Source organism: Pigmentiphaga sp. GD03639 (assembly GCF_029845405.1).
Classification (GTDB): Bacteria; Pseudomonadota; Gammaproteobacteria; order Burkholderiales; family Burkholderiaceae_B; genus Pigmentiphaga; species Pigmentiphaga daeguensis.
Map to the genome: position 1 here is coordinate 1 of NZ_JAOCLR010000010.1, position 17,173 is coordinate 17,173.

Consider the following 17,173-nt stretch of genomic DNA (forward strand, 5'->3'; position numbering starts at 1 on the left):
GGCCAGCGCGCCGCGCTGAAGCGGCAGCCAGTCCCGGCTCCAGATGTTGCCCCCCAGGCCACCCGCCACCGCGCCCAGCAGCGCATACGAGGCGATGCGCCCGGCATGCATGACCAGGGCCTCCAATCCCAGCCGCCACGGCGCCGCGCGCCGCAGCACCGCCAGGCGTTCGCCGTGCCGGTGCTCGACCGCCATCACCAGTCCGCCGCACATGGCGGCGCAGTGCACGCCGCCCAGCAGGCCGAGCAGGAGCACGCTGGCCAGCGCCGGCCAGCCGCTCACGCCACGCCCCCACGGCCGATCCGCGTCATGGCAGGTCGTCCACGTCGTTGCCGTCCGGACCCGCGCCGCCACCCGCCAGGTACAGCGTGATGGCGCTGGATACCCCGGCGATCGCCCACAGAAGGAAGAAGGCCGCGGTATAGAACGCCTGGCGCGACATCTCGACCGGGCGCCCGACGATGGTCAGGCCGCGCGGATCGAGCAGGGTGAAGACGACCAGCGCGGCGCCGGCGCTGGCCAGGAAGGCCGGCCACAGCACCCACATGCCGACGCGCCGCCATTTCATGGCGCGCGCTCCACCACCAGCCCGCGCTTGACCACCTTATCGACGACCGGGGGATCGTCATGCGCGACCGCCAGCACGATGGTCACGATGCAGCCCAGCATCGCCACGGCCGGCCCCGCCATCAACAGCCAGGGCCAGGGTTCCATCCACCAGGGTCCGGCATCTTTCTGTTCCTGCATCCCGCACCTCGCTTTGTCCATTCAAGGAACGATGAAACTCGACGTCTCGCGCAGCCCGTCCGCATCGCGGCCGTCGCGCACGATGAACTCGATCCGGTGCGTGCCCGATCGCGCCCCGTCCACGGGCAGCGACACCCGCACCGGCCACAGGCGGTTCGAGGCCGGCGCCAGTTCAATGTCGGTGCCGCCGTCGGCCCCCTGCACGCGCAGTTGCGGCAGGCCCTGCACGTCCAGCCGCACGCGCATGGCGCGCTCGGTCGCGTTCATGAGCTGCAGCTGGTAGACGTTCTCGATCATGCCGCCCTCGACCTCGCGCGCCAGCACCGAACGGTCGCGTATCACGTCCACGCGCAGCGGCTGCCGCGCCGCCAGGAGGCCGACGAACACCGCCGCCAGCGCCAGCCAGATCGCGCCGTACACCAGCACGCGCGGGCGCAGCACGCGGCGCCGCGCCTGTCTGGCATCCAGCCGCAGCTCGATGGCGCGTTCGGACGCATAGCGGATCAGGCCGCGCGGATACTGCATCTTGTCCATGACCTGGTCGCAGGCGTCGATACAGGCGCCGCAGCCTATGCACTCGTATTGCAGGCCATCGCGGATGTCGATGCCGGTTGGGCACACCTGCACGCAGATGCTGCAATTGACGCAATCGCCCAGGCCCGCCTCGCGTGGATCTATCCTGCGCGACCGGCTGCCCCGCGGGTCGCCCCGCACCGAGTCGTAGGTGACCACGTAGGTGTCGGAGTCCACCATCACGCTCTGGAACCGCGCGTAGGGGCACATGTATTTGCAGACCTGTTCTCGCATGAAGCCTGCGTTGCCCCAGGTGGCGAAGCTGTAGAACACCAGCCAGAACCATTGCCAGGGGCCCAGTGCACCCTGCCACGCCAGGCCCGCCAGCTCGCGGATGGGGCTGAAATAGCCGATGAAGGTGAACCCGGTCCAGGTCGCCACCGCCAGCCACAACGCGTGCTTGGCGCCCTTGCGCCCGAGCTTGCGCCAGGACCACGGCGCCGCGTCCAGCCGGATGCGCGCGAACCGGTCGCCTTCGGTCAGGCGCTCGATCCACATGAAGATCTCGGTGTAGACCGTCTGCGGGCACGCATAGCCGCAGAACAGCCGGCCCGCCACCGCGGTGAACAGGAACAGCGCCAGCGCGCTCAGGATCAGCAGCAGCGTCAGGTAGATGATGTCCTGCGGCCACAACACCATCCCGAACAGGTAGAACTTGCGCGCGCCCAGGTCGAACAGCACGGCCTGCCTGCCGTTCCAGGTCAGCCACGGCAGGCCGTAGAACACCGCCTGCGTCAGGAACACCAGCGCCACGCGCCAGTGCGCGAAGACGCCGCTGACCGAACGCGGATAGATCTTGCGCCGGACCTCGTACAGCGCCTGCTCCGAACCTTCCTCGTCGCCGCCGGCGGCCGGGCAGGCGCGCTCGCGCGGGGAACTCATTTCGCCTCTTCGGCGGGCCGGGTCAGGCCCCAGACGTAGGCGGTCAGCAAGCGGATCTGCTGCGGCGTGAACACGTCCTCGTGTGCCGGCATCTGGTTGTTGCGGCCCTTGGTGATGGTCTCGGCGATGACGGCGGCCGAGCTGCCGTACAGCCAGACCTTGTCGGTCAGGTTGGGCGCGCCCAGCAGCGGGTTGCCCTTGCCCTCGACGCCGTGGCAGGCCGCGCAGTTCGCGCGGAAATCGGCCCGGCCGCGAGCGGCCTTGATGGGGTCGGCGGCCAGGCCCGACAGCGAGCGCACGTACTGGGTCACGTCGCCCACCGCGCGCGAGTCCAGTTGTTCGCCGAACGGGGGCATGATGCCGTGCCGCCCCTTCGCGATGGATTCGCGGATGATGTCGGGCGAAGAACCGTACAGCCAGTCGCCGTCGGCCAGATTGGGAAAGCCCTTGCTGCCGCGCGCATCCGACCCATGGCACTGCGCGCAGTTGTTCAGGAACAGCCGCTGCCCGATCTCCCGCGCCTGGGCATCGTCGGCGATGGCCGGGATCTCCATGTCCTCGAAGCGCGCGTACAACGGCTGGACCTGTTCGCGCAACTGGTCCTGCTGCGCGGCCAGCGCGCCCGTGCTGGACCAGCCCAGCCAGCCCTGGACCTTGCCCAGGCCGGGATACAGGACCAGGTAGCCCAGCGCGAAGACACAGGACAGCAGATACATCCACATCCACCAGCGCGGCAGCGGATTGTTCAGCTCGCGCAGATCGCCGTCCCAGACATGGCCGGTATCGTCGACCTGGCCGCCTGGGGCGGCCTTGGAGGATTTCAGGAAGGCCCGCTGCGAGAACAGCAGCCAGACGCACCAGACGATGCCCGCCAGCGCGATCGCGCCGATGTAATAGCCCCAGAAGTCGGTAGTGAAATCGCTCATTGCCCGGCATCCTTGCCTTGCGCCGCGACGGCGCTTTCGTCGGGGAGCGCGAACGGCAGCATGGCCGATTCGCGGTTGGCCTCGACGCGGGCGCGCGACCACGCCCACGCCACGATGGCCAGGAAGGTCGACAGCGCCAGCGCCGTCGCGATCGATGTCATCCAAGCGATCATGTCCATCATCGCCCCTGCTTCTTCATCGCCAGCCCCAGGCCCTGGAGGTAGGCCACCAGGGCATCCTCTTCGGTCTTGCCGGCCAGCTCACCGGCCGCCGCCGCGATCTGTTCGTCGGTATAGGGCACGCCCAGCGTGCGCAGCGCGCGCATGCCCGCCTCGACCTGGTCGCTCGCGACCGGCGTCTGGCGCAGCCATGGATAGGCCGGCATGTTGGACTCGGGCACGACGTCGCGCGGATTGTTCAGGTGGACGCGGTGCCAGTCGTCGCTGTAGCGGCCGCCCACGCGCGCCAGGTCGGGCCCGGTGCGCTTGGAGCCCCAGAGGAAGGGCCGGTCGTACACGCCTTCGCCCGCCTCGGAGTAATGGCCGTAGCGCTGCACCTCGGCCGCCAGCGTGCGGACCTGCTGCGAATGGCAGCCCACGCAGCCTTCGCGGATGTAGACGTCCCGGCCGGCCAGGCGCAGGGCGGTATAGGGCTCCACGCCCTGGACGGGGGTAGTGGTGGAGTGCTGGAAGAACAGGGGCACGATCTGCACCAGTCCCGCGATGCTGACCACCGCGATGGTGGCCAGGATCAGCCAGCCCACGTTCTTTTCCAGCGTCTCGTGGCTGAAGAAGGGAGCGCGCTTCGATTTCATGGCGATGCGCTCCTCAGGCCAGCCGCGGCTGGGCCGCCGCGGACACCGGGACCGGCGCCGGCACCGGCGCGTCGAACGGCCGCCGGCCGCGCGCCGTCATGACGAAGTTCCACGCCATCAGCAGCATGCCGCCCAGGAAGCACACCCCGCCCAGCAGGCGCACGAGGTAGAACGGATACGTGGCCTTGACCGATTCGACGAAGGTGTAGGTCAGGGTGCCGTCGGGTTCCACGGCGCGCCACATCAGGCCCTGCATGACGCCGGCGATCCACATCGCGGCGATATAGAGCACCACGCCCAGCGTGGCGATCCAGAAATGGAGTTCTATCATCCTGGTGCTGTACATCTGCTTCTGCCCGAACAGACGCGGGAACAGGTAATAAAGCGAGCCGATCGTGATCATCGCGACCCAGCCCAGCGCGCCGGAATGCACGTGGCCGATGGTCCAGTCCGTGTAGTGCGACAGCGAGTTGACGGTCTTGATGGACATCATCGAGCCCTCGAACGTGGACATGCCGTAGAACGACAGCGCCACCACGAGGAACTTCAGGATGGGATCGGTGCGCAGCTTGTGCCAGGCGCCCGACAGGGTCATGATGCCGTTCAGCATGCCGCCCCACGACGGCGCCAGCAGGATCAGCGAGAACACCATGCCCAGCGATTGCGCCCAGTCGGGCAGCGCCGTGTATTGCAGGTGGTGCGGGCCGGCCCACATGTAGGTGAAGCTCAGCGCCCAGAAGTGGACGATGGACAGCCGGTACGAATAGATGGGGCGCTCGGCCTGCTTGGGCACGAAGTAGTACATCATGCCCAGAAAGCTGGTGGTCAGGAAGAAGCCCACCGCATTGTGCCCGTACCACCACTGCACCATCGCGTCCTGCACGCCGGCATAGGCCGAGTACGACTTCCACATCGTGGCCGGCCATTCCAGGTTGTTGACGATGTGCAGCAGCGCGATCGTCAGGATGTAGGCGCCGAAGAACCAGTTCGCCACGTAGATGTGGCGGGTCCTGCGTTTGACGATGGTGCCGAAGAACACGACGGCGTAGGCCACCCATACCAGCGTGATCAGGATGTCGATGGGCCACTCGAGTTCGGCGTATTCCTTGCTGCTGGTGTAGCCCATCGGCAGCGTGATCGCCGCCGCGACGATGACGGCCTGCCAGCCCCAGAAGGTGAAGGCCGCCAGCGGCGCCGAGAACAGCCGCGCCTGACAGGTACGCTGCACCACGTAGTACGAGGTGGCGAACAGCGCGCTGCCGCCGAACGCGAAGATGACCGCGTTGGTGTGCAGCGGCCGCAGCCGCCCGTAGGTCAGCCACGGCACGTCGAAGTTCAGCGCCGGCCAGATCAATTGCGCGGCAAGCAGCACGCCCACCGCCATGCCCACGATCCCCCACACGACCGTCATGACGGCGAATTGGCGGACGATCTTGTAGTTGAATGTTTCGCCTGAAAGCGCGCCGCTAGCGCTGTCGCCCATGGCTGGTTCCCCTGATTCTGAATTCCCGCGCCCATCATGCGCATGTACAGGGGAACCCGCCTTGATGCAGATCAAGCCTCGCGAGAGGAGCGCGCGGACGGCGGCATTTCATCCACACCGGACGGCCTGTCGTCGTCCATCAGGATGGCGTAGTCGGCGCCTTCCATGTCTTCGAACTGGCCGTCCTGCACCGCCCACCACAGCACGACGACCACCGCCAGCACCAGCATCAGGCTGAGCGGAACCAGGAGATAGAGCGTTTCCATCAGCGGCGCAGCCTCCATGCGTTGCCCACTACCAGCAGCGAGGACAGCGACATGCCCAGCGCCGCCATCCACGCGGTGATCCAGCCCGACGCGGCCAGCGGGATGAAAGACAGGTTGTAGGCCAGGGCCCAGCCCAGGTTCTGGCGCATCACGCGACGCGCACGGCGCGCGGTGCGCAAGGCGTGCGCCACGCCCAGAATGCCGTGGCCGTTCAGGATCACGTCGGCGCTGGCGCGGGCCAGCGGGGTGCCGGCCGCGACGGCCATGGACACCTGGGCCAGGCCGAGCTGCGGCGCATCGTTGATGCCGTCGCCCACCGCCAGCACCACCGCGCCACCGGCCTGCAGGCGGGCGACGTAGTCCTTCTTGCCCTCGGGGCTGACGCCGCCCGCGTGGCTGCCGATGCCGAACTCGGTGGCCCAGGCCGCGACCGTGCGCGCATCGTCCCCCGACACCAGATGCACGCGTTTGCCCATGGCTTGCAGCGCCCGCACCATCTCGTGGCTGCCCTCGCGCGGCGCATCCCGCAGCACGAAGCGCGCGAGCGGCCCGGCATTGCCGGCCAGCCAGACCTGCGTGGCGATGGCGCCGGGCGCCGCATCCCGGCCATCGGCCACCGGCGGCAACGGCGCCGTGTCGCGCGCACCCGCCGCGAAACATTGGCTGCCCAGGCGTATCGCAACCCCGCCGAAGCAGGCTTGCACACCCTGCCCCGGCACATGGCGGACGTCCTGGACGTCCGGCGCGGGCAGGCCCGCCTCGCGCGCCGCCGCGATCAGCGCCAGGCCCGCCGGGTGCGTGCTGCCTTCCTCCATGGCCGCCGCCAGCGCCAGGCACTGTCCCGCGCCCAACGCGCCGAATATCTCCACGCTGGCCACCGTGAACCGGCCCTGGGTCAGCGTCCCGGTCTTGTCCAGCACCACGTCGGTGACCTGCGCCAGCGTTTCCAGCGCATGCCCCTTCACCACCAGCACGCCCTTGCGGGCCAGGGCCGCCGTGGCGGCCGCCAGCGCGGCCGGCGTCGCCAACGACAGCGCGCAGGGGCAGCTGACCACCAGCACCGCGATCATGACGGGCAGCGCACGCGAGGGATCGATCCACCACCAGACCGCGCCGGTGGCCAGTGCCAGCGCGATCAGGGCCAGCACGAATACCACCGCGATGCGGTCGGCCAGCACGGCGATGCGCGGCTTTTCCTCCAGCGCCCGATCCAGGGCCTGGGTGATCCGCGCCAGCCGGGTCTCGACGCCGGCCTGCTCGACCCGCATCCATACCGGACTGCCGCTGTTGTGGCTGCCGGCGACCAGGCCATCGCCCACCGCCTTGGCGATGGGCCGGCTTTCCCCGGTCAGCATGGCCTCGTCGACCTGCGTGGCGCCTTCCAGCACCCGACCGTCGGCCGGCACGGCCTCGCCCGGGCCGATGCGCAGCACGTCGCCGGGGCGCACCTGTTGCAGGGCGATGATGTCGGCCTCGCGGCTGGCCGGATAGTTCCGCAGCCGCACGCAGGTGGCGGGCAATTGCGCGGCCAGCGCGCGGCCGCCGTCCTGCGCCTCGTGGCGCACCACCAGTTCCAGATAGCGCGCCGCCAGCAGCAGGGCCACGAACATTGTGACCGAATCGAAATAGACCTCGCCCCGGTTGGCCACCGTGGCGGCCACGCTGGCGCCGAAGGCGGCCAGGATGCCGATCACCACCGGCAGGTCCATGCCCGGCCGGCCGTGGCGCAACCCGCGCCAGGCGCCCCGCATCAGCGGCCAGGCGCTGTACGCCACCACCGGCAGGGTCAACGCCAGGCTGGCCCAGCGCAGCAACTGCCACTGGTCGGGGGCGATCGAGGCCTCGTGCCGGTACAGCGGCCACGCATACATCATGACCTGCATCATGCACAGCAGCGCCACCGCCATGCGCAGCAGCAGGCCGCGCTTCTCGCGGCGCAGGCCGTGGTTCGTGGCCCCCGGCTGGAAGGGCACCGCGCGATAGCCGATGGCGGCGAACGCCTCCAGCACGCGGCCCAGCCCGGCCTGCGCCGTCTTCCAGCGTACCCGCGCCCGTCCGGTGGCATGGTTGACGTGCGCCGCCACGACGCCGGGCTGGCGCTCCAGGTGCTGCTCGCACAGCCAGACGCAGGCGGCGCAGCGCAGGCCGTCTATCGTCAGCCAGGCCTCGGCCGTGCCGGCGTCCACGGCGCGCACGTACAGCGACTCGATGTCGGCCCGCCCGAACGCCGCGCGCAGGCCGGCCTGCCCCTCGGCATCGTCCAGCGGCCGGCCCAGGCCGCTGCGGAAACGGTAGAAGCTCTCCAGGCCCGCGCCGTGGATGGTCTGCGCGGCCGCCAGGCAGCCGGCGCAGCAGAACCAGCGCGGGGCGCCGGCAAGGGACGCGCGCAAACCGCCGCCCGCGGGCTGGCCGCAGTGATAGCAGTCCGCGGCGGGGGCGCCGGCGTCCGGCGCGCCCGGGGTGGCGCAAGGCAGCGAAGTCGTGTTCACGCCGCGCATTCTGGCCGCAAGACCGGCCGCGCGCGTTGATCCAGGTCAAGCGGAAGGGTTCAGGCGGGCCGGGTCAGGTCTTCCAGGCGGCCCAGCCAGCGCATGGCATGCTCCCGGCCGTCCCCGCACATGTCGGGCGCGGGCATGAGCGAGGCACAGACGGCGGGGCGCCCGGGCCGGCCGAACAGTCTGCAGCGCTCGTGTTCGTCCAGCTGGACGCAGCGCACGCCGGCCGGCTTGCCGCCGGGCATGCCCGGGATCGGCGTGGTGATGGACGGCGCCGTGCAACAGGCGCCGCAGCCGGGGCGGCACTCCATGCCGTCAATCCGCCCGTACCGACTGCACGAAGGTCTGGGCCGAATCGCGGTCCAGTTCGTCCTCCCGGCCCAGGGCCACGACCTCGATCAACTGGTTGCCCAGCAGGTAGACCCGCCCCAGCAGCCAGGACGGCGTGTTCGCCACCATGCCGTGCACCTCCAGCTCCACCGCCCGGCCGAGCTTGCGCGTGTCGGCCGGCGCCTGCCGCAGCGTGATGTCCTTGCGGTAGGTCAGCGTGCCGCGCAGATTGGCCAGCAACACCTGTTCGAAGGCGTCCGCGACCTTGGCCAGTTCAGCCGGATCGGCCAGGATGGCCTCCGGCAGCGTCACCCGGCCGACGGCGAAGATGGAGGTGTCCACCGGCGCGATGTCGAAGGCCAGCGGCAGCGTATGGCCGGCGATGTCGACGTCGCGCTGGTCCGGCTTGGGACGGGCGGGGAAGGTGACGCGTATCGCGCCGTCGGCCGCCGGCATCTCGCGCCAGTTGTACTTGGGCGAGCAGGCGGCCAGCAGGGCCAGGAGCAGGACGAGGCAGGCGCGGATGGGTGAAGACATGGGCATTCCAGCGGCAGTGTGCGGCATCGTCGCCCGCCAGTCCGCGACAAAACGGTACAAGCTGTTACACGAGCCAGCCGGCCCGCTGGAAGTGGCTGAGCGACAATCCGCCTTTGAATCCATACACGATCGATACGGGACAACGAATTGTCGCTGATTTCCATGACGACCGCTCCGGACGGCACGCAGCTCGCGGCGTACCGCTGGGACGTGCCGCCCCGCCCGGAAGGCTACCGGCCGGCCTACCTGCTGCACGGCCTGGGAGAGCACGCCGGTCGCTACGAAGGGCTGGTGCGCTGGTTCGCCGCCCGCGGCTGGTCGCTGGCGGCGCACGATCACCGGGGCCACGGTCGTTCCAGCGGCAAGCGGGGCGCCCTGCGCACCAGCGACGACCTGGTGGTGGATGCCGAGCACCGGCTGTCCGAATACGCACGCGAGACGGGTGCGCCGCCGCTGCTGATCGGCCATAGCCTGGGCGGCCTGGTGGCCGCGCGCGTGGCGCTGCGCGGCAACGTGCCGCTGGCGGGCCTGGTGCTGTCATCGCCCGCCTTCAGCGTGGAATTGTCCGCCCGCCAGCGCTGGCTGCTGGACATGCTGGGCGGCATCGCCCCCGATCTGCGGGTAGGCAGCGGCCTGAAGATCTCCCGGCTCTCGCACGAACAATCCGTCATCGACGCCTATGCCAACGACCCGCTGGTGCACGACCGGATCAGCGCGCGGCTGATGCGCTTCATCGCCGATGCCGGCGCGCAGTCGATCGCCGAAGCTTCCACCCTGAAGCCGCGCACGCTGTTGATGGTGGCCGGGGACGACGCCATCGTCTCGCCCTCGGGCAGCCGGCGTTTCGCCGACTCGGGCGCGCCCGGCAAGCTGGCGCTGCGCTGGTACCACCAGGCCTATCACGAGATCCTGAACGAGACGCCGGCCCTGGCCGCCCCGGTCTACGCCGACATGGAGACCTGGCTGGCCACCCTGACCGCCCCGGTTTGAACCGGTCGCCCAGAATGGGCTATCCTAGTCCCATGGAAACCATACGGCGTGCCCTCTTGGCACCCGCCTCCTCGCTCCGATCCCGGTCGACGCGCGCCGTTGCGCGTCGCGCGTCGTCGCGCCCGTCCATCCTGTTTCCGCTCATCCCGGCCTTCCACTCCTGAGCCCGGCGATCCCCCTCCCCTCTACCGCTTTCTCGCAATCGATCGCCGGGCTTCCCGAACAAACGTCTTGAACGCCGTTTTCCCGGCACCGTTTCTTCAGGAGACAGGCATGCAAACCAGCAGCCCCCCTTACATTACCGTCAGCGAACTCGACTACGTTCGCCTTACCAGCCTTCTCGGCGACCGCGAGCCCGCGGCCGGCACGGCGCAGGCAGTCCTGGCCGAGGCCCTGGACCAGGCGGATCAGGCCGAGCCGCGCGAGATCCCCGCCGACATCGTCACCATGCATACCCGCGTGGAAGTCGAGGACGAAAGCGGCGTGCGGCTGATCACCCTGTGCTATCCCAAGGAAGCCGATGCCGCCAAGGGCATGGTGTCGGTGTTCTCGCCCATGGGCGCGGCCCTGCTGGGCGCGCGGGTGCCCGGGAAGATCGGCTGGACCCCTCCCGACGGCGAACCGCGCCAGATGCGCGTCGTTCGCATCGACTACCAGCCCGAAGCCAACGGCGACTACACCGCCTGATCCCCTCCTGCCACGCGGCGGCCGGACAACATCCCCGCCCCGTTTCCCGACTTCCGCCACCAGGCCGTGCTAGAGTAGCCGCCGAGTCGGTGCTTCACAGTTAAACGGGAAACAGGAGGGCCCCTTCGGGACCTAACCTGTGCTGCCCCCGCAACGGTAAGCATCCCGTCCCGCGTGGCCACGCCGCGCGCGACACGCCGCATCGAACCCACTGTGCCACGTCCCGCCGCATCCTCCGGCGCCGGCGCGCATGGGAAGGGGATGCGGCCACGGATGCCAGCCCGGATACCGGCCGGCTCGAAGGTCCCCAGGACCGAAAGGGGGAAGCGCAACGCTTCCCGATTCGCAAGCCGACGTGCGGGGATGCGCGTCACCGAAACCGCAGGTATCCATGTCATCCAGTTCCACCTCCTGGCGCCTGGCCGGCGCCACCGGCGCGCTGCTTTGCGCCGCCAACGTGCAGGCCCAGGCTCCTGCCGCCACCACCCTAGATCCGGTCACCGTCACGGCCTCGCGCGTCGAGCAGCCCCTGTCGCGCGCGCTGGGCGATGTCACCGTCATCGACGCCGAGACCATCCAGCGCGCCGGGCAGACCAGCCTGGCCGAGCTGCTGCAGCGCGAACACGCCATCGACATCGGCACCAACGGCGGCCCGCAGACCACGACCAGCGTCTTCATCCGCGGCGCCAACAGCCGCCATACCCTGGTACTGATCGATGGCCTGCGCGTGGGATCGGCCACCTCCGGCACCATGAGCCTGAACGGCATCGACCCGGCCAGCGTCGAACGCATCGAGATCCTGCGCGGCGCGGCCAGCAGCATCCATGGCGCGGACGCCATCGGCGGCGTCATCAACATCATCACCAAGCGCCAGGCCGACCGGCCGCTGGCCATCAGCGGATCGGTGGGCGCGGGCAGCCACGACACCTACAAGGCCCAGGTCAACCTGGACGGCGCGCAGGGCATGTGGACCTACGGCCTGCAGTACGGCAAATCCAAAAGCCGCGGCTTCAACGCCACCCTGCCCGGCAGCTTCGCCTACTACGGCGACCGCGACGGCTACGAGCAGGAAAACGCCGCCGCCCGCCTGGGCCTGGCCTGGGCCGCCGGCCACCGCGTCGAGGCCAGCATCTACAACTCCCGCGTCAACGGCCAGTACGACAACAACGGCATCGCCTACGACTCGCGCGCCGTCACGCGCGTGCAGGCCTACTCGCTGTCCAGCGTGGACCGCATCACCGACGCCTGGACCAGCACGCTGCGCTTCGGGCGCACCGTGGACGACTACCGCGACTACGCCAGCGCCACGGCCCCGCGGGCGCAGGCGCGCACGCGCCAGGACCTGTTCACCTGGCAGAACGACCTGGCGCTGGCCGCCGGGCAGAACCTGTCGCTGATCGCCGAGCACCTGCGCGAAGACGTGCTGAGCACCTCGCTGACCGGCAGCTTCCCGACCCGGCGCCGGACCAACTCGGTGGCCGCGATCTACCGCGGCGACTTCGATCGGCACCACGTCCAGCTGAACCTGCGCCACGACAATAACTCCCAGTACGGCGGCAACACCTCTGGCGCGGTGTCATACGCCTACGACTTCGCGCCCGGATGGCAGGCCACGGCCGGCGCCGGCACCGGCTTCCGCTCCCCCACCTACAGCGACCTGTACGGCTTCGGCGGCAACCCCGACCTGAAGGCCGAGAAGTCGCGCAACGTGGAAGCGGGCCTGCGCTATCGCCAGGGCGGCACCACGGCCTCGATCACGGCCTTCCGCAACCGCGTCTCGAACCTGATCGTCTGGGTCGACGACGGCACCGGCAACTGGACCGGCAGCAACGCCAACGTCGACAAGGCCATCCTGAAGGGCGTGAACGTCAGCGTCGCCCAGCAGCTGGGCGCGACCACGCTGCGCGCCAGCGCCGACTGGCAGGACCCGCGCGATGCCCGGACCAGCGAACAACTGGCCCGGCGCGCCCGCGGCAGCCTGAAGCTGGCGGCCGACCACCGCCTGGGCCCCTGGCTGCTGGGCGCCGAGTGGCTGGCGACCACCCCGCGCGTGGACTACGCTGGCGCAGTGGGACGCCTGGGCGGCTACAGCCTGATGAACCTGATGGCGTCCTACGACATCAATCGCAACACGCAGGTGCAGGTACGCTGGAACAATGCGTTCAACAAGCACTATGAGCTGGCGGGCGGCTATGCGACCCCGGGTTCGACGGTCTTCGTCAACCTCAGCTATCGCCCCTGAGCGACGCCGCCCATGGGCGGCCGTGGCCGTGGCGCTGGTCCTGGCCCCGGCGGCCGCGTTGGCCCAGGCCATCCACGCGCGCGACGACGCGGGCCGCGACATCACCCTGCCCGCGCTCGCGCGGCGGGTGGTGTCGCTGGCGCCCCATGCCACCGAGCTGCTGTACGCGGCCGGCGCGGGCTCGGCCATCGTGGGCGTGGACCGCTACAGCAACTACCCGCCCGAGGCCGTGAAGCTGCCCCGCGTGGGCGACGGACTGCACCCGAACGCCGAGCGCATCGTGGCGCTGGCGCCCGACCTGGTCGTGCTGTGGGCCTACGGCGACGGGCCGGCGCACGCCGGGCTGCCCGAATCCCTGCTGGCGCGGCTGGGCATCCGGCTTTACTACAGCAATCCCCGCAAGCTGGCAGACATTCCCGACGCGATCGAACGATTGGGCGAACTGACGGGCACCCTGACCACGGCCCGGGCCCATGCGGCGGACCTGCGGCGGCGCCTGGCCGCCCTGGCCGCGCGCCATGCGGGCCAACGGCCCGTGCGCGTGTTCTATCAGGTGGGTTCCCAGCCCATGTACACCGTGAACGATCGCGGCATCATCGGCGATGCCCTGCGAACCTGCGGCGCCGTCAACGTCTTCGGCGGCCTGCCCGCCGCCGCGCCCATGGTGGGCACGGAAGGGGTCCTGAAGGAGAATCCGCAGGCCATCATCGTGGGCCAGGCCGGCCCGGGCGCCGATGCCGCGCTGGCGGCCTGGAAGGCCTTCGGGCCGGCGCTGGCCGCGGCGCCGGACAACCTGTGGGCCATCGACCCCGATGCCATGCACCGGCCCACGCCGCGCATGATCGACGCCACGGAGCGCCTGTGCGGGATGATCGATGCCGCACGGCGGCGGGCGGCCGGACGGTAAGCAGTACGGGGAGGAATGACGTGGCAGCGGCTGGCGGCTGCACGGGGGAAGGCAGGAAATGGCGCGCCCGGCTGGGATCGAACCAGCAACCCCTGCCTTCGGAGAGCAGTACTCTATCCATTGAGCTACGGGCGCGTAGCCGCCAATTGTACCCTGCCTGGAAGATTTCGTCTTTTGCCCCGCGCGCGGCCCCCAAAAACACCGATTGAGCCGAGCGGCGGGCCTGCCGCTATAATCAGGCGTTTATGTGCGGGAAAGCAGCCGGCCGGGAGGAGAAAGGCGGCAGCCCATCCGGCGCAATACAAGTATCAAAGCAAGCAGTCAGCAAAATCCCATAAACCGTCACGTGTCGGGCGTGCCCGGCCCATAGACTTGCAGGACTTGGCAATGAGCAACGCGCAGCATAATCACGAAGAAGCCCATGAATCGCCGATCAGGACGCCCCGCCAGCTGATCACGGTGGTCATACTGGCTTTCCTCGTCCCCATCATCACCATCCTGCTGCTCGTGAACTTCGTCGCCAGCGGCAACAAGTCCAACGCGGGCTCCGACGCGCAGACGCCCGAGGCCATCGAGGCCCGCATCAAGCCGGTGGCCGGCTTCGAACTGCGCGACGCCAACGCCCCGCGCGTGTTCCAGACCGGCGAAGCAGTCTACAAGGCGGTCTGCGCCACCTGTCACGCCGCCGGCGTGGCCGGCGCGCCCAAGTTCGGCGACAGCGGCTCGTGGGCCAAGTACGTCTCGACCGGCTTCGACGCCATGCTGCAGGTCGCCCTGCACGGCAAGGGCGCCATGCCGGCCAAGGGCGGCAACCCCGACCTGGACGACTTCGAAGTCGCGCGCGCTGTGGTCTACATGGCCAACAACAGCGGCGCCAGCTTCAAGGAACCGGCCGAACCCGCGCCCGCCGCCCCGGCTGCCACCGCGGAAGCTCCGGCTGCCGCACCCGCCGCGCCTGCTGCCCCTGCCGCCGCGGCGCCGGCCGCGCCCGCGCCCGCGCCCCAGGCCGCCGCGCCGGCCCCGCAAGCCGCGGCACCCGCGGCCGCTTCCACCGCCGACGGCAAGAAGCTGTACGACTCCACCTGTTTCGCCTGCCACGGCGCCGGCATCGCCGGCGCGCCCAAGTTCGGCGACAAGGCCGCCTGGGCGAAGTACATCGCCACCGGCGTGGATACGATGGTATCGGTTGCCATGCAGGGCAAGGGCGCGATGCCCCCGAAGGGCGGCGCCGCGAATGCGACCGAGGCCGACATCCGCGCGGCGGTGCAATACATGGTCGACGCGGCCAAGTAAGCCACCTCGCCCGTTTCGATCTAAAAAAACCCGGCTCACCGAAAGGGGGCTGGGTTTTTTATTCAGGCCGCGCCGCCGCATAGCGGCGCATTTTTGTCCTACGTCCCTCCTCTCCAGCCCGATACCTTGCTGGCCTGCGCCCGGATCAAGCGAGAAGCTGCCTGACGCCAGCCTCTGCGGAGCAGTCAAGGAAATGGAAAGCGGCTTGATCGACGCAGACTTGGGTGGCTTTCTCTACAAGAAACGGGTGGCCCGCCTTGGCAGCGGCAAGAGCGGCGGCTACCGCACACTGTTGTCAGCTCGCCTGGGTAGACGCTATGTGTTCCTGCACGGCTTTCCCAAGAGCGACAAGGCGGACATCACGCAGGGCGAAAAAAAGGCGCTGCAATTCGTCGGCAAGGTGTTTCTGGAACTGTCCCCCGTGCGCGAGTTCGAAGCCGCCGACATCAAACACCTGCGGGAAGCCCTGAAGTTCAGTCAGCCAGTGTTCGCGCTCCACCTGCACACTACCGCCTCGACGGTGCGCAAGTGGGAGCAGGGAGAAACCCGACCTGCCGGTCCGGCGCTCAAGCTGCTCAACATCATCGCCGACAAGGGCTTGCAGGCGATCCTCTGATCTACGCGGCAGGCGGCACGAGGCGCTGGATGGCTTCGTCGCTCAGGCCCAGGTAGTCACGCAGCACGGCTTCCGTGTCCTGCCCCAGCAGCGGCGGCGCGTGGCGGTACTGCACCGGCGTGTCGGACAGGCGCAGCGGGCTGGCGACAGACGGCGCCGTGCCCGCCAGCGGATGCGGCAGGTCCAGGCGCAGGCCGCGAGCCCGGACCTGGGGATCGTCGAAAGCCTGGTCGATGGTGTTGATGGGGCCGCAAGGCACGCCCACGGCCTCGAGCCGCTCCAGCCAGTAGTCGCGCGGCTTCTTTTCCATGATCCCGGCCAGGATAGGCACCAGCCGGTCGCGGTTGATGACGCGGTTGCTGTTGATGCTGTAGTCGGGATGATCGGCCAGTTGCGGCGCCTCGAGCACGCCGCAATAGGCGCGGAACTGACCGTCGTTGCCCACGGCGACGATCAGGTGGCCGTCGGACGCGGCGAACACCTGATAGGGCACGATGTTCTGGTGGGCGTTGCCGGCCCGCCGGGGCGCGATGCCCGAAGTCAGGTAGTTCAGGGCCTGGTTGCCCAGCATGGCCACCACGGTGTCCAGCAGCGCGACGTCCAGGTGCTGTCCCAGGCCGCTGCGCTGGCGTTCCTGCAGCGCGGCCAGGATGCCCACCGTGGCGTACATGCCGGTCAGGATGTCGGCCACGGCCACGCCGGCCTTCTGCGGGCCGGCTCCCGGCAGGCCGTCGCGCTCGCCGGTGATGCTCATGAAGCCGCCCAATCCCTGGATCATGAAGTCGTAGCCGGGGCGGCTGGCGTACGGGCCGGTCTGGCCGAACCCGGTGACCGAGCAATAGATCAGGCGCGGATTCACTTCCTTCATCGAGGCGTAGTCCAGTCCGTACTTCGCCAGCCCGCCGACCTTGAAGTTTTCGATCAGGATGTCGCTTTGCGCGGCCAGCTCGCGCACCAGCCGCGCGCCTTCGGGCGTGGCGATGTCCAGCGCGACCGAGCGCTTGTTGCGGTTGACGCTGAGATAGTAGGCGGCCTCGGCCGTGTCCCGGCCCTGGCTGTCCTTCAGGAACGGCGGCCCCCAGCTGCGCGTGTCGTCGCCCGATCCCGGCCGCTCGATCTTGATCACCTCGGCGCCCAGGTCGGCCAGGTTCTGGGTACACCAGGGTCCGGCCAGGACGCGAGTCAGGTCGAGAACACGGATGCCGGCCAGGGGGGAAGTGCGTGCTGTCATGCTTTGCTCGAATTCGCGTGAAGGAAGAACAAAACCGCGGGACCGGCCGATGCCGGGCAATCCGTAAGCTTACCCCACGGGCCCGGCGGCTCCCCGAGAATCACCGGCCCGGCCGCCGACGCCCCACGCCTGGCGCGCGCGTCCCGTCACAAGT

18 protein-coding genes, 1 tRNA gene, 2 pseudogenes and 1 riboswitch are annotated in these 17,173 nt (G+C 69.5%); of the genes and pseudogenes, 7 read left to right on the forward strand and 14 right to left on the reverse strand.

Annotation, left to right across the window (positions count from 1 at the left end; translation table 11 throughout):
- From N5K27_RS12730 to N5K27_RS12785, 12 genes are all read right to left on the reverse strand, one after another.
- The coding region (locus N5K27_RS12730) for a sulfite exporter TauE/SafE family protein (RefSeq protein ID WP_279816847.1) at positions 1 to 282 on the reverse strand (282 nt) is incomplete at its 3' end.
- Positions 283 to 307: 25 nt separating this feature from the next.
- Complete coding sequence (locus N5K27_RS12735; RefSeq protein ID WP_130356125.1) at positions 308 to 568, reverse strand: hypothetical protein; 261 nt, start codon at positions 566 to 568, stop codon at positions 308 to 310.
- Positions 565 to 747 carry a FixH family protein gene (locus tag N5K27_RS12740; protein ID WP_279816854.1) on the reverse strand — a complete coding sequence of 61 codons (183 nt, stop codon included), beginning with the start codon at positions 745 to 747 and terminating at the stop codon, positions 565 to 567. The genes N5K27_RS12735 and N5K27_RS12740 overlap by 4 nt, the downstream gene beginning before the upstream one ends.
- 21 nt (positions 748 to 768) lie before the next feature.
- Positions 769 to 2,202 (reverse strand): cytochrome c oxidase accessory protein CcoG, encoded by a 1,434-nt coding sequence (gene ccoG / locus N5K27_RS12745; protein ID WP_279816857.1) that lies wholly within the window; start codon positions 2,200 to 2,202, stop codon positions 769 to 771.
- Positions 2,199 to 3,128 carry a cytochrome-c oxidase, cbb3-type subunit III gene (gene ccoP / locus N5K27_RS12750; protein WP_130356128.1) on the reverse strand — a complete coding sequence of 310 codons (930 nt, stop codon included), beginning with the start codon at positions 3,126 to 3,128 and terminating at the stop codon, positions 2,199 to 2,201. Before ccoP ends, ccoG begins: the two co-directional genes overlap by 4 nt.
- On the reverse strand, positions 3,125 to 3,301 hold the full coding sequence (locus N5K27_RS12755) for a CcoQ/FixQ family Cbb3-type cytochrome c oxidase assembly chaperone (RefSeq protein ID WP_087836548.1): 177 nt from the start codon (positions 3,299 to 3,301) through the stop codon (positions 3,125 to 3,127). Before N5K27_RS12755 ends, ccoP begins: the two co-directional genes overlap by 4 nt.
- A gap of 5 nt (positions 3,302 to 3,306) precedes the next feature.
- Positions 3,307 to 3,942 carry a cytochrome-c oxidase, cbb3-type subunit II gene (gene ccoO / locus N5K27_RS12760; RefSeq protein ID WP_279816862.1) on the reverse strand — a complete coding sequence of 212 codons (636 nt, stop codon included), beginning with the start codon at positions 3,940 to 3,942 and terminating at the stop codon, positions 3,307 to 3,309.
- Between the two features lie 13 nt (positions 3,943 to 3,955).
- A complete protein-coding gene (gene ccoN / locus N5K27_RS12765) occupies positions 3,956 to 5,425 on the reverse strand; it encodes a cytochrome-c oxidase, cbb3-type subunit I (RefSeq protein WP_279816863.1) in 1,470 nt (489 codons plus the stop codon).
- A gap of 71 nt (positions 5,426 to 5,496) precedes the next feature.
- On the reverse strand, positions 5,497 to 5,691 hold the full coding sequence (ccoS, locus tag N5K27_RS12770) for a cbb3-type cytochrome oxidase assembly protein CcoS (RefSeq protein ID WP_176400611.1): 195 nt from the start codon (positions 5,689 to 5,691) through the stop codon (positions 5,497 to 5,499).
- Positions 5,691 to 8,189 carry a heavy metal translocating P-type ATPase gene (locus N5K27_RS12775; protein WP_279816868.1) on the reverse strand — a complete coding sequence of 833 codons (2,499 nt, stop codon included), beginning with the start codon at positions 8,187 to 8,189 and terminating at the stop codon, positions 5,691 to 5,693. Before N5K27_RS12775 ends, ccoS begins: the two co-directional genes overlap by 1 nt.
- 50 nt (positions 8,190 to 8,239) lie before the next feature.
- Entirely contained in the window at positions 8,240 to 8,497 is a 258-nt protein-coding gene (locus N5K27_RS12780; RefSeq protein ID WP_087836538.1) for a YkgJ family cysteine cluster protein, read from the reverse strand.
- 4 nt (positions 8,498 to 8,501) lie between these two features.
- A complete protein-coding gene (locus tag N5K27_RS12785; protein WP_087836537.1) occupies positions 8,502 to 9,053 on the reverse strand; it encodes a hypothetical protein in 552 nt (183 codons plus the stop codon).
- Positions 9,054 to 9,215: 162 nt separating this feature from the next.
- On the opposite strand from N5K27_RS12785, the gene N5K27_RS12790 reads away from it, so the two are divergent.
- The 4 genes from N5K27_RS12790 to N5K27_RS12805 all read left to right on the forward strand — a co-directional run bounded on the left by N5K27_RS12790 (position 9,216) and on the right by N5K27_RS12805 (position 13,879).
- Positions 9,216 to 10,043 carry an alpha/beta hydrolase gene (locus tag N5K27_RS12790; RefSeq protein ID WP_087836547.1) on the forward strand — a complete coding sequence of 276 codons (828 nt, stop codon included), beginning with the start codon at positions 9,216 to 9,218 and terminating at the stop codon, positions 10,041 to 10,043.
- A 273-nt stretch (positions 10,044 to 10,316) separates the two neighbouring features.
- Positions 10,317 to 10,730 (forward strand): nucleoside diphosphate kinase regulator, encoded by a 414-nt coding sequence (gene rnk, locus N5K27_RS12795; protein WP_087836536.1) that lies wholly within the window; start codon positions 10,317 to 10,319, stop codon positions 10,728 to 10,730.
- A 70-nt stretch (positions 10,731 to 10,800) separates the two neighbouring features.
- Positions 10,801 to 11,042: riboswitch (cobalamin riboswitch) on the forward strand.
- A gap of 79 nt (positions 11,043 to 11,121) precedes the next feature.
- Entirely contained in the window at positions 11,122 to 12,972 is a 1,851-nt protein-coding gene (locus N5K27_RS12800; protein WP_279816875.1) for a TonB-dependent receptor, read from the forward strand.
- Positions 12,973 to 13,000: 28 nt separating this feature from the next.
- A complete protein-coding gene (locus tag N5K27_RS12805; protein WP_254914526.1) occupies positions 13,001 to 13,879 on the forward strand; it encodes a cobalamin-binding protein in 879 nt (292 codons plus the stop codon).
- 59 nt (positions 13,880 to 13,938) lie between these two features.
- Here the strand turns inward: N5K27_RS12805 and N5K27_RS12810 are convergent.
- Positions 13,939 to 14,014, reverse strand: a tRNA-Arg gene (locus N5K27_RS12810).
- 252 nt (positions 14,015 to 14,266) lie between these two features.
- Here N5K27_RS12810 and N5K27_RS12815 point away from each other — a divergent pair.
- From N5K27_RS12815 to N5K27_RS12825, 3 genes and pseudogenes are all read left to right on the forward strand, one after another.
- A complete protein-coding gene (locus N5K27_RS12815; RefSeq protein ID WP_279816880.1) occupies positions 14,267 to 15,172 on the forward strand; it encodes a c-type cytochrome in 906 nt (301 codons plus the stop codon).
- A gap of 121 nt (positions 15,173 to 15,293) precedes the next feature.
- Positions 15,294 to 15,590 (forward strand): annotated as a pseudogene (locus tag N5K27_RS12820) (type II toxin-antitoxin system RelE/ParE family toxin); the annotation flags it as partial.
- Positions 15,591 to 15,788: pseudogene (locus tag N5K27_RS12825) on the forward strand (helix-turn-helix domain-containing protein); the annotation flags it as partial.
- 1 nt (position 15,789) lies between these two features.
- Here the strand turns inward: N5K27_RS12825 and N5K27_RS12830 are convergent.
- Positions 15,790 to 17,019 (reverse strand): CaiB/BaiF CoA-transferase family protein, encoded by a 1,230-nt coding sequence (locus N5K27_RS12830; RefSeq protein ID WP_087840305.1) that lies wholly within the window; start codon positions 17,017 to 17,019, stop codon positions 15,790 to 15,792.
- Between the last annotated feature and the right edge of the window lie 154 nt (positions 17,020 to 17,173).

Bases quoted from the DNA above. Each gene is read 5' to 3' on its own strand.
- N5K27_RS12740 (WP_279816854.1), bottom strand. From the start codon at position 747: ATGCAGGAACAGAAAGATGCCGGACCCTGGTGGATGGAACCCTGGCCC.
- ccoO (WP_279816862.1), bottom strand. From the start codon at position 3,942: ATGAAATCGAAGCGCGCTCCCTTCTTCAGCCACGAGACGCTGGAAAAG.
- N5K27_RS12785 (WP_087836537.1), bottom strand. From the start codon at position 9,053: ATGTCTTCACCCATCCGCGCCTGCCTCGTCCTGCTCCTGGCCCTGCTG.
- ccoG (WP_279816857.1), bottom strand. From the start codon at position 2,202: ATGAGTTCCCCGCGCGAGCGCGCCTGCCCGGCCGCCGGCGGCGACGAG.
- N5K27_RS12815 (WP_279816880.1), top strand. From the start codon at position 14,267: ATGAGCAACGCGCAGCATAATCACGAAGAAGCCCATGAATCGCCGATC.
- ccoS (WP_176400611.1), bottom strand. From the start codon at position 5,691: ATGGAAACGCTCTATCTCCTGGTTCCGCTCAGCCTGATGCTGGTGCTG.
- N5K27_RS12755 (WP_087836548.1), bottom strand. From the start codon at position 3,301: ATGATCGCTTGGATGACATCGATCGCGACGGCGCTGGCGCTGTCGACC.
- ccoP (WP_130356128.1), bottom strand. From the start codon at position 3,128: ATGAGCGATTTCACTACCGACTTCTGGGGCTATTACATCGGCGCGATC.
- ccoN (WP_279816863.1), bottom strand. From the start codon at position 5,425: ATGGGCGACAGCGCTAGCGGCGCGCTTTCAGGCGAAACATTCAACTAC.
- N5K27_RS12775 (WP_279816868.1), bottom strand. From the start codon at position 8,189: ATGCGCGGCGTGAACACGACTTCGCTGCCTTGCGCCACCCCGGGCGCG.
- N5K27_RS12790 (WP_087836547.1), top strand. From the start codon at position 9,216: ATGACGACCGCTCCGGACGGCACGCAGCTCGCGGCGTACCGCTGGGAC.
- N5K27_RS12830 (WP_087840305.1), bottom strand. From the start codon at position 17,019: ATGACAGCACGCACTTCCCCCCTGGCCGGCATCCGTGTTCTCGACCTG.
- N5K27_RS12735 (WP_130356125.1), bottom strand. From the start codon at position 568: ATGAAATGGCGGCGCGTCGGCATGTGGGTGCTGTGGCCGGCCTTCCTG.
- rnk (WP_087836536.1), top strand. From the start codon at position 10,317: ATGCAAACCAGCAGCCCCCCTTACATTACCGTCAGCGAACTCGACTAC.
- N5K27_RS12800 (WP_279816875.1), top strand. From the start codon at position 11,122: ATGTCATCCAGTTCCACCTCCTGGCGCCTGGCCGGCGCCACCGGCGCG.
- N5K27_RS12780 (WP_087836538.1), bottom strand. From the start codon at position 8,497: ATGGAGTGCCGCCCCGGCTGCGGCGCCTGTTGCACGGCGCCGTCCATC.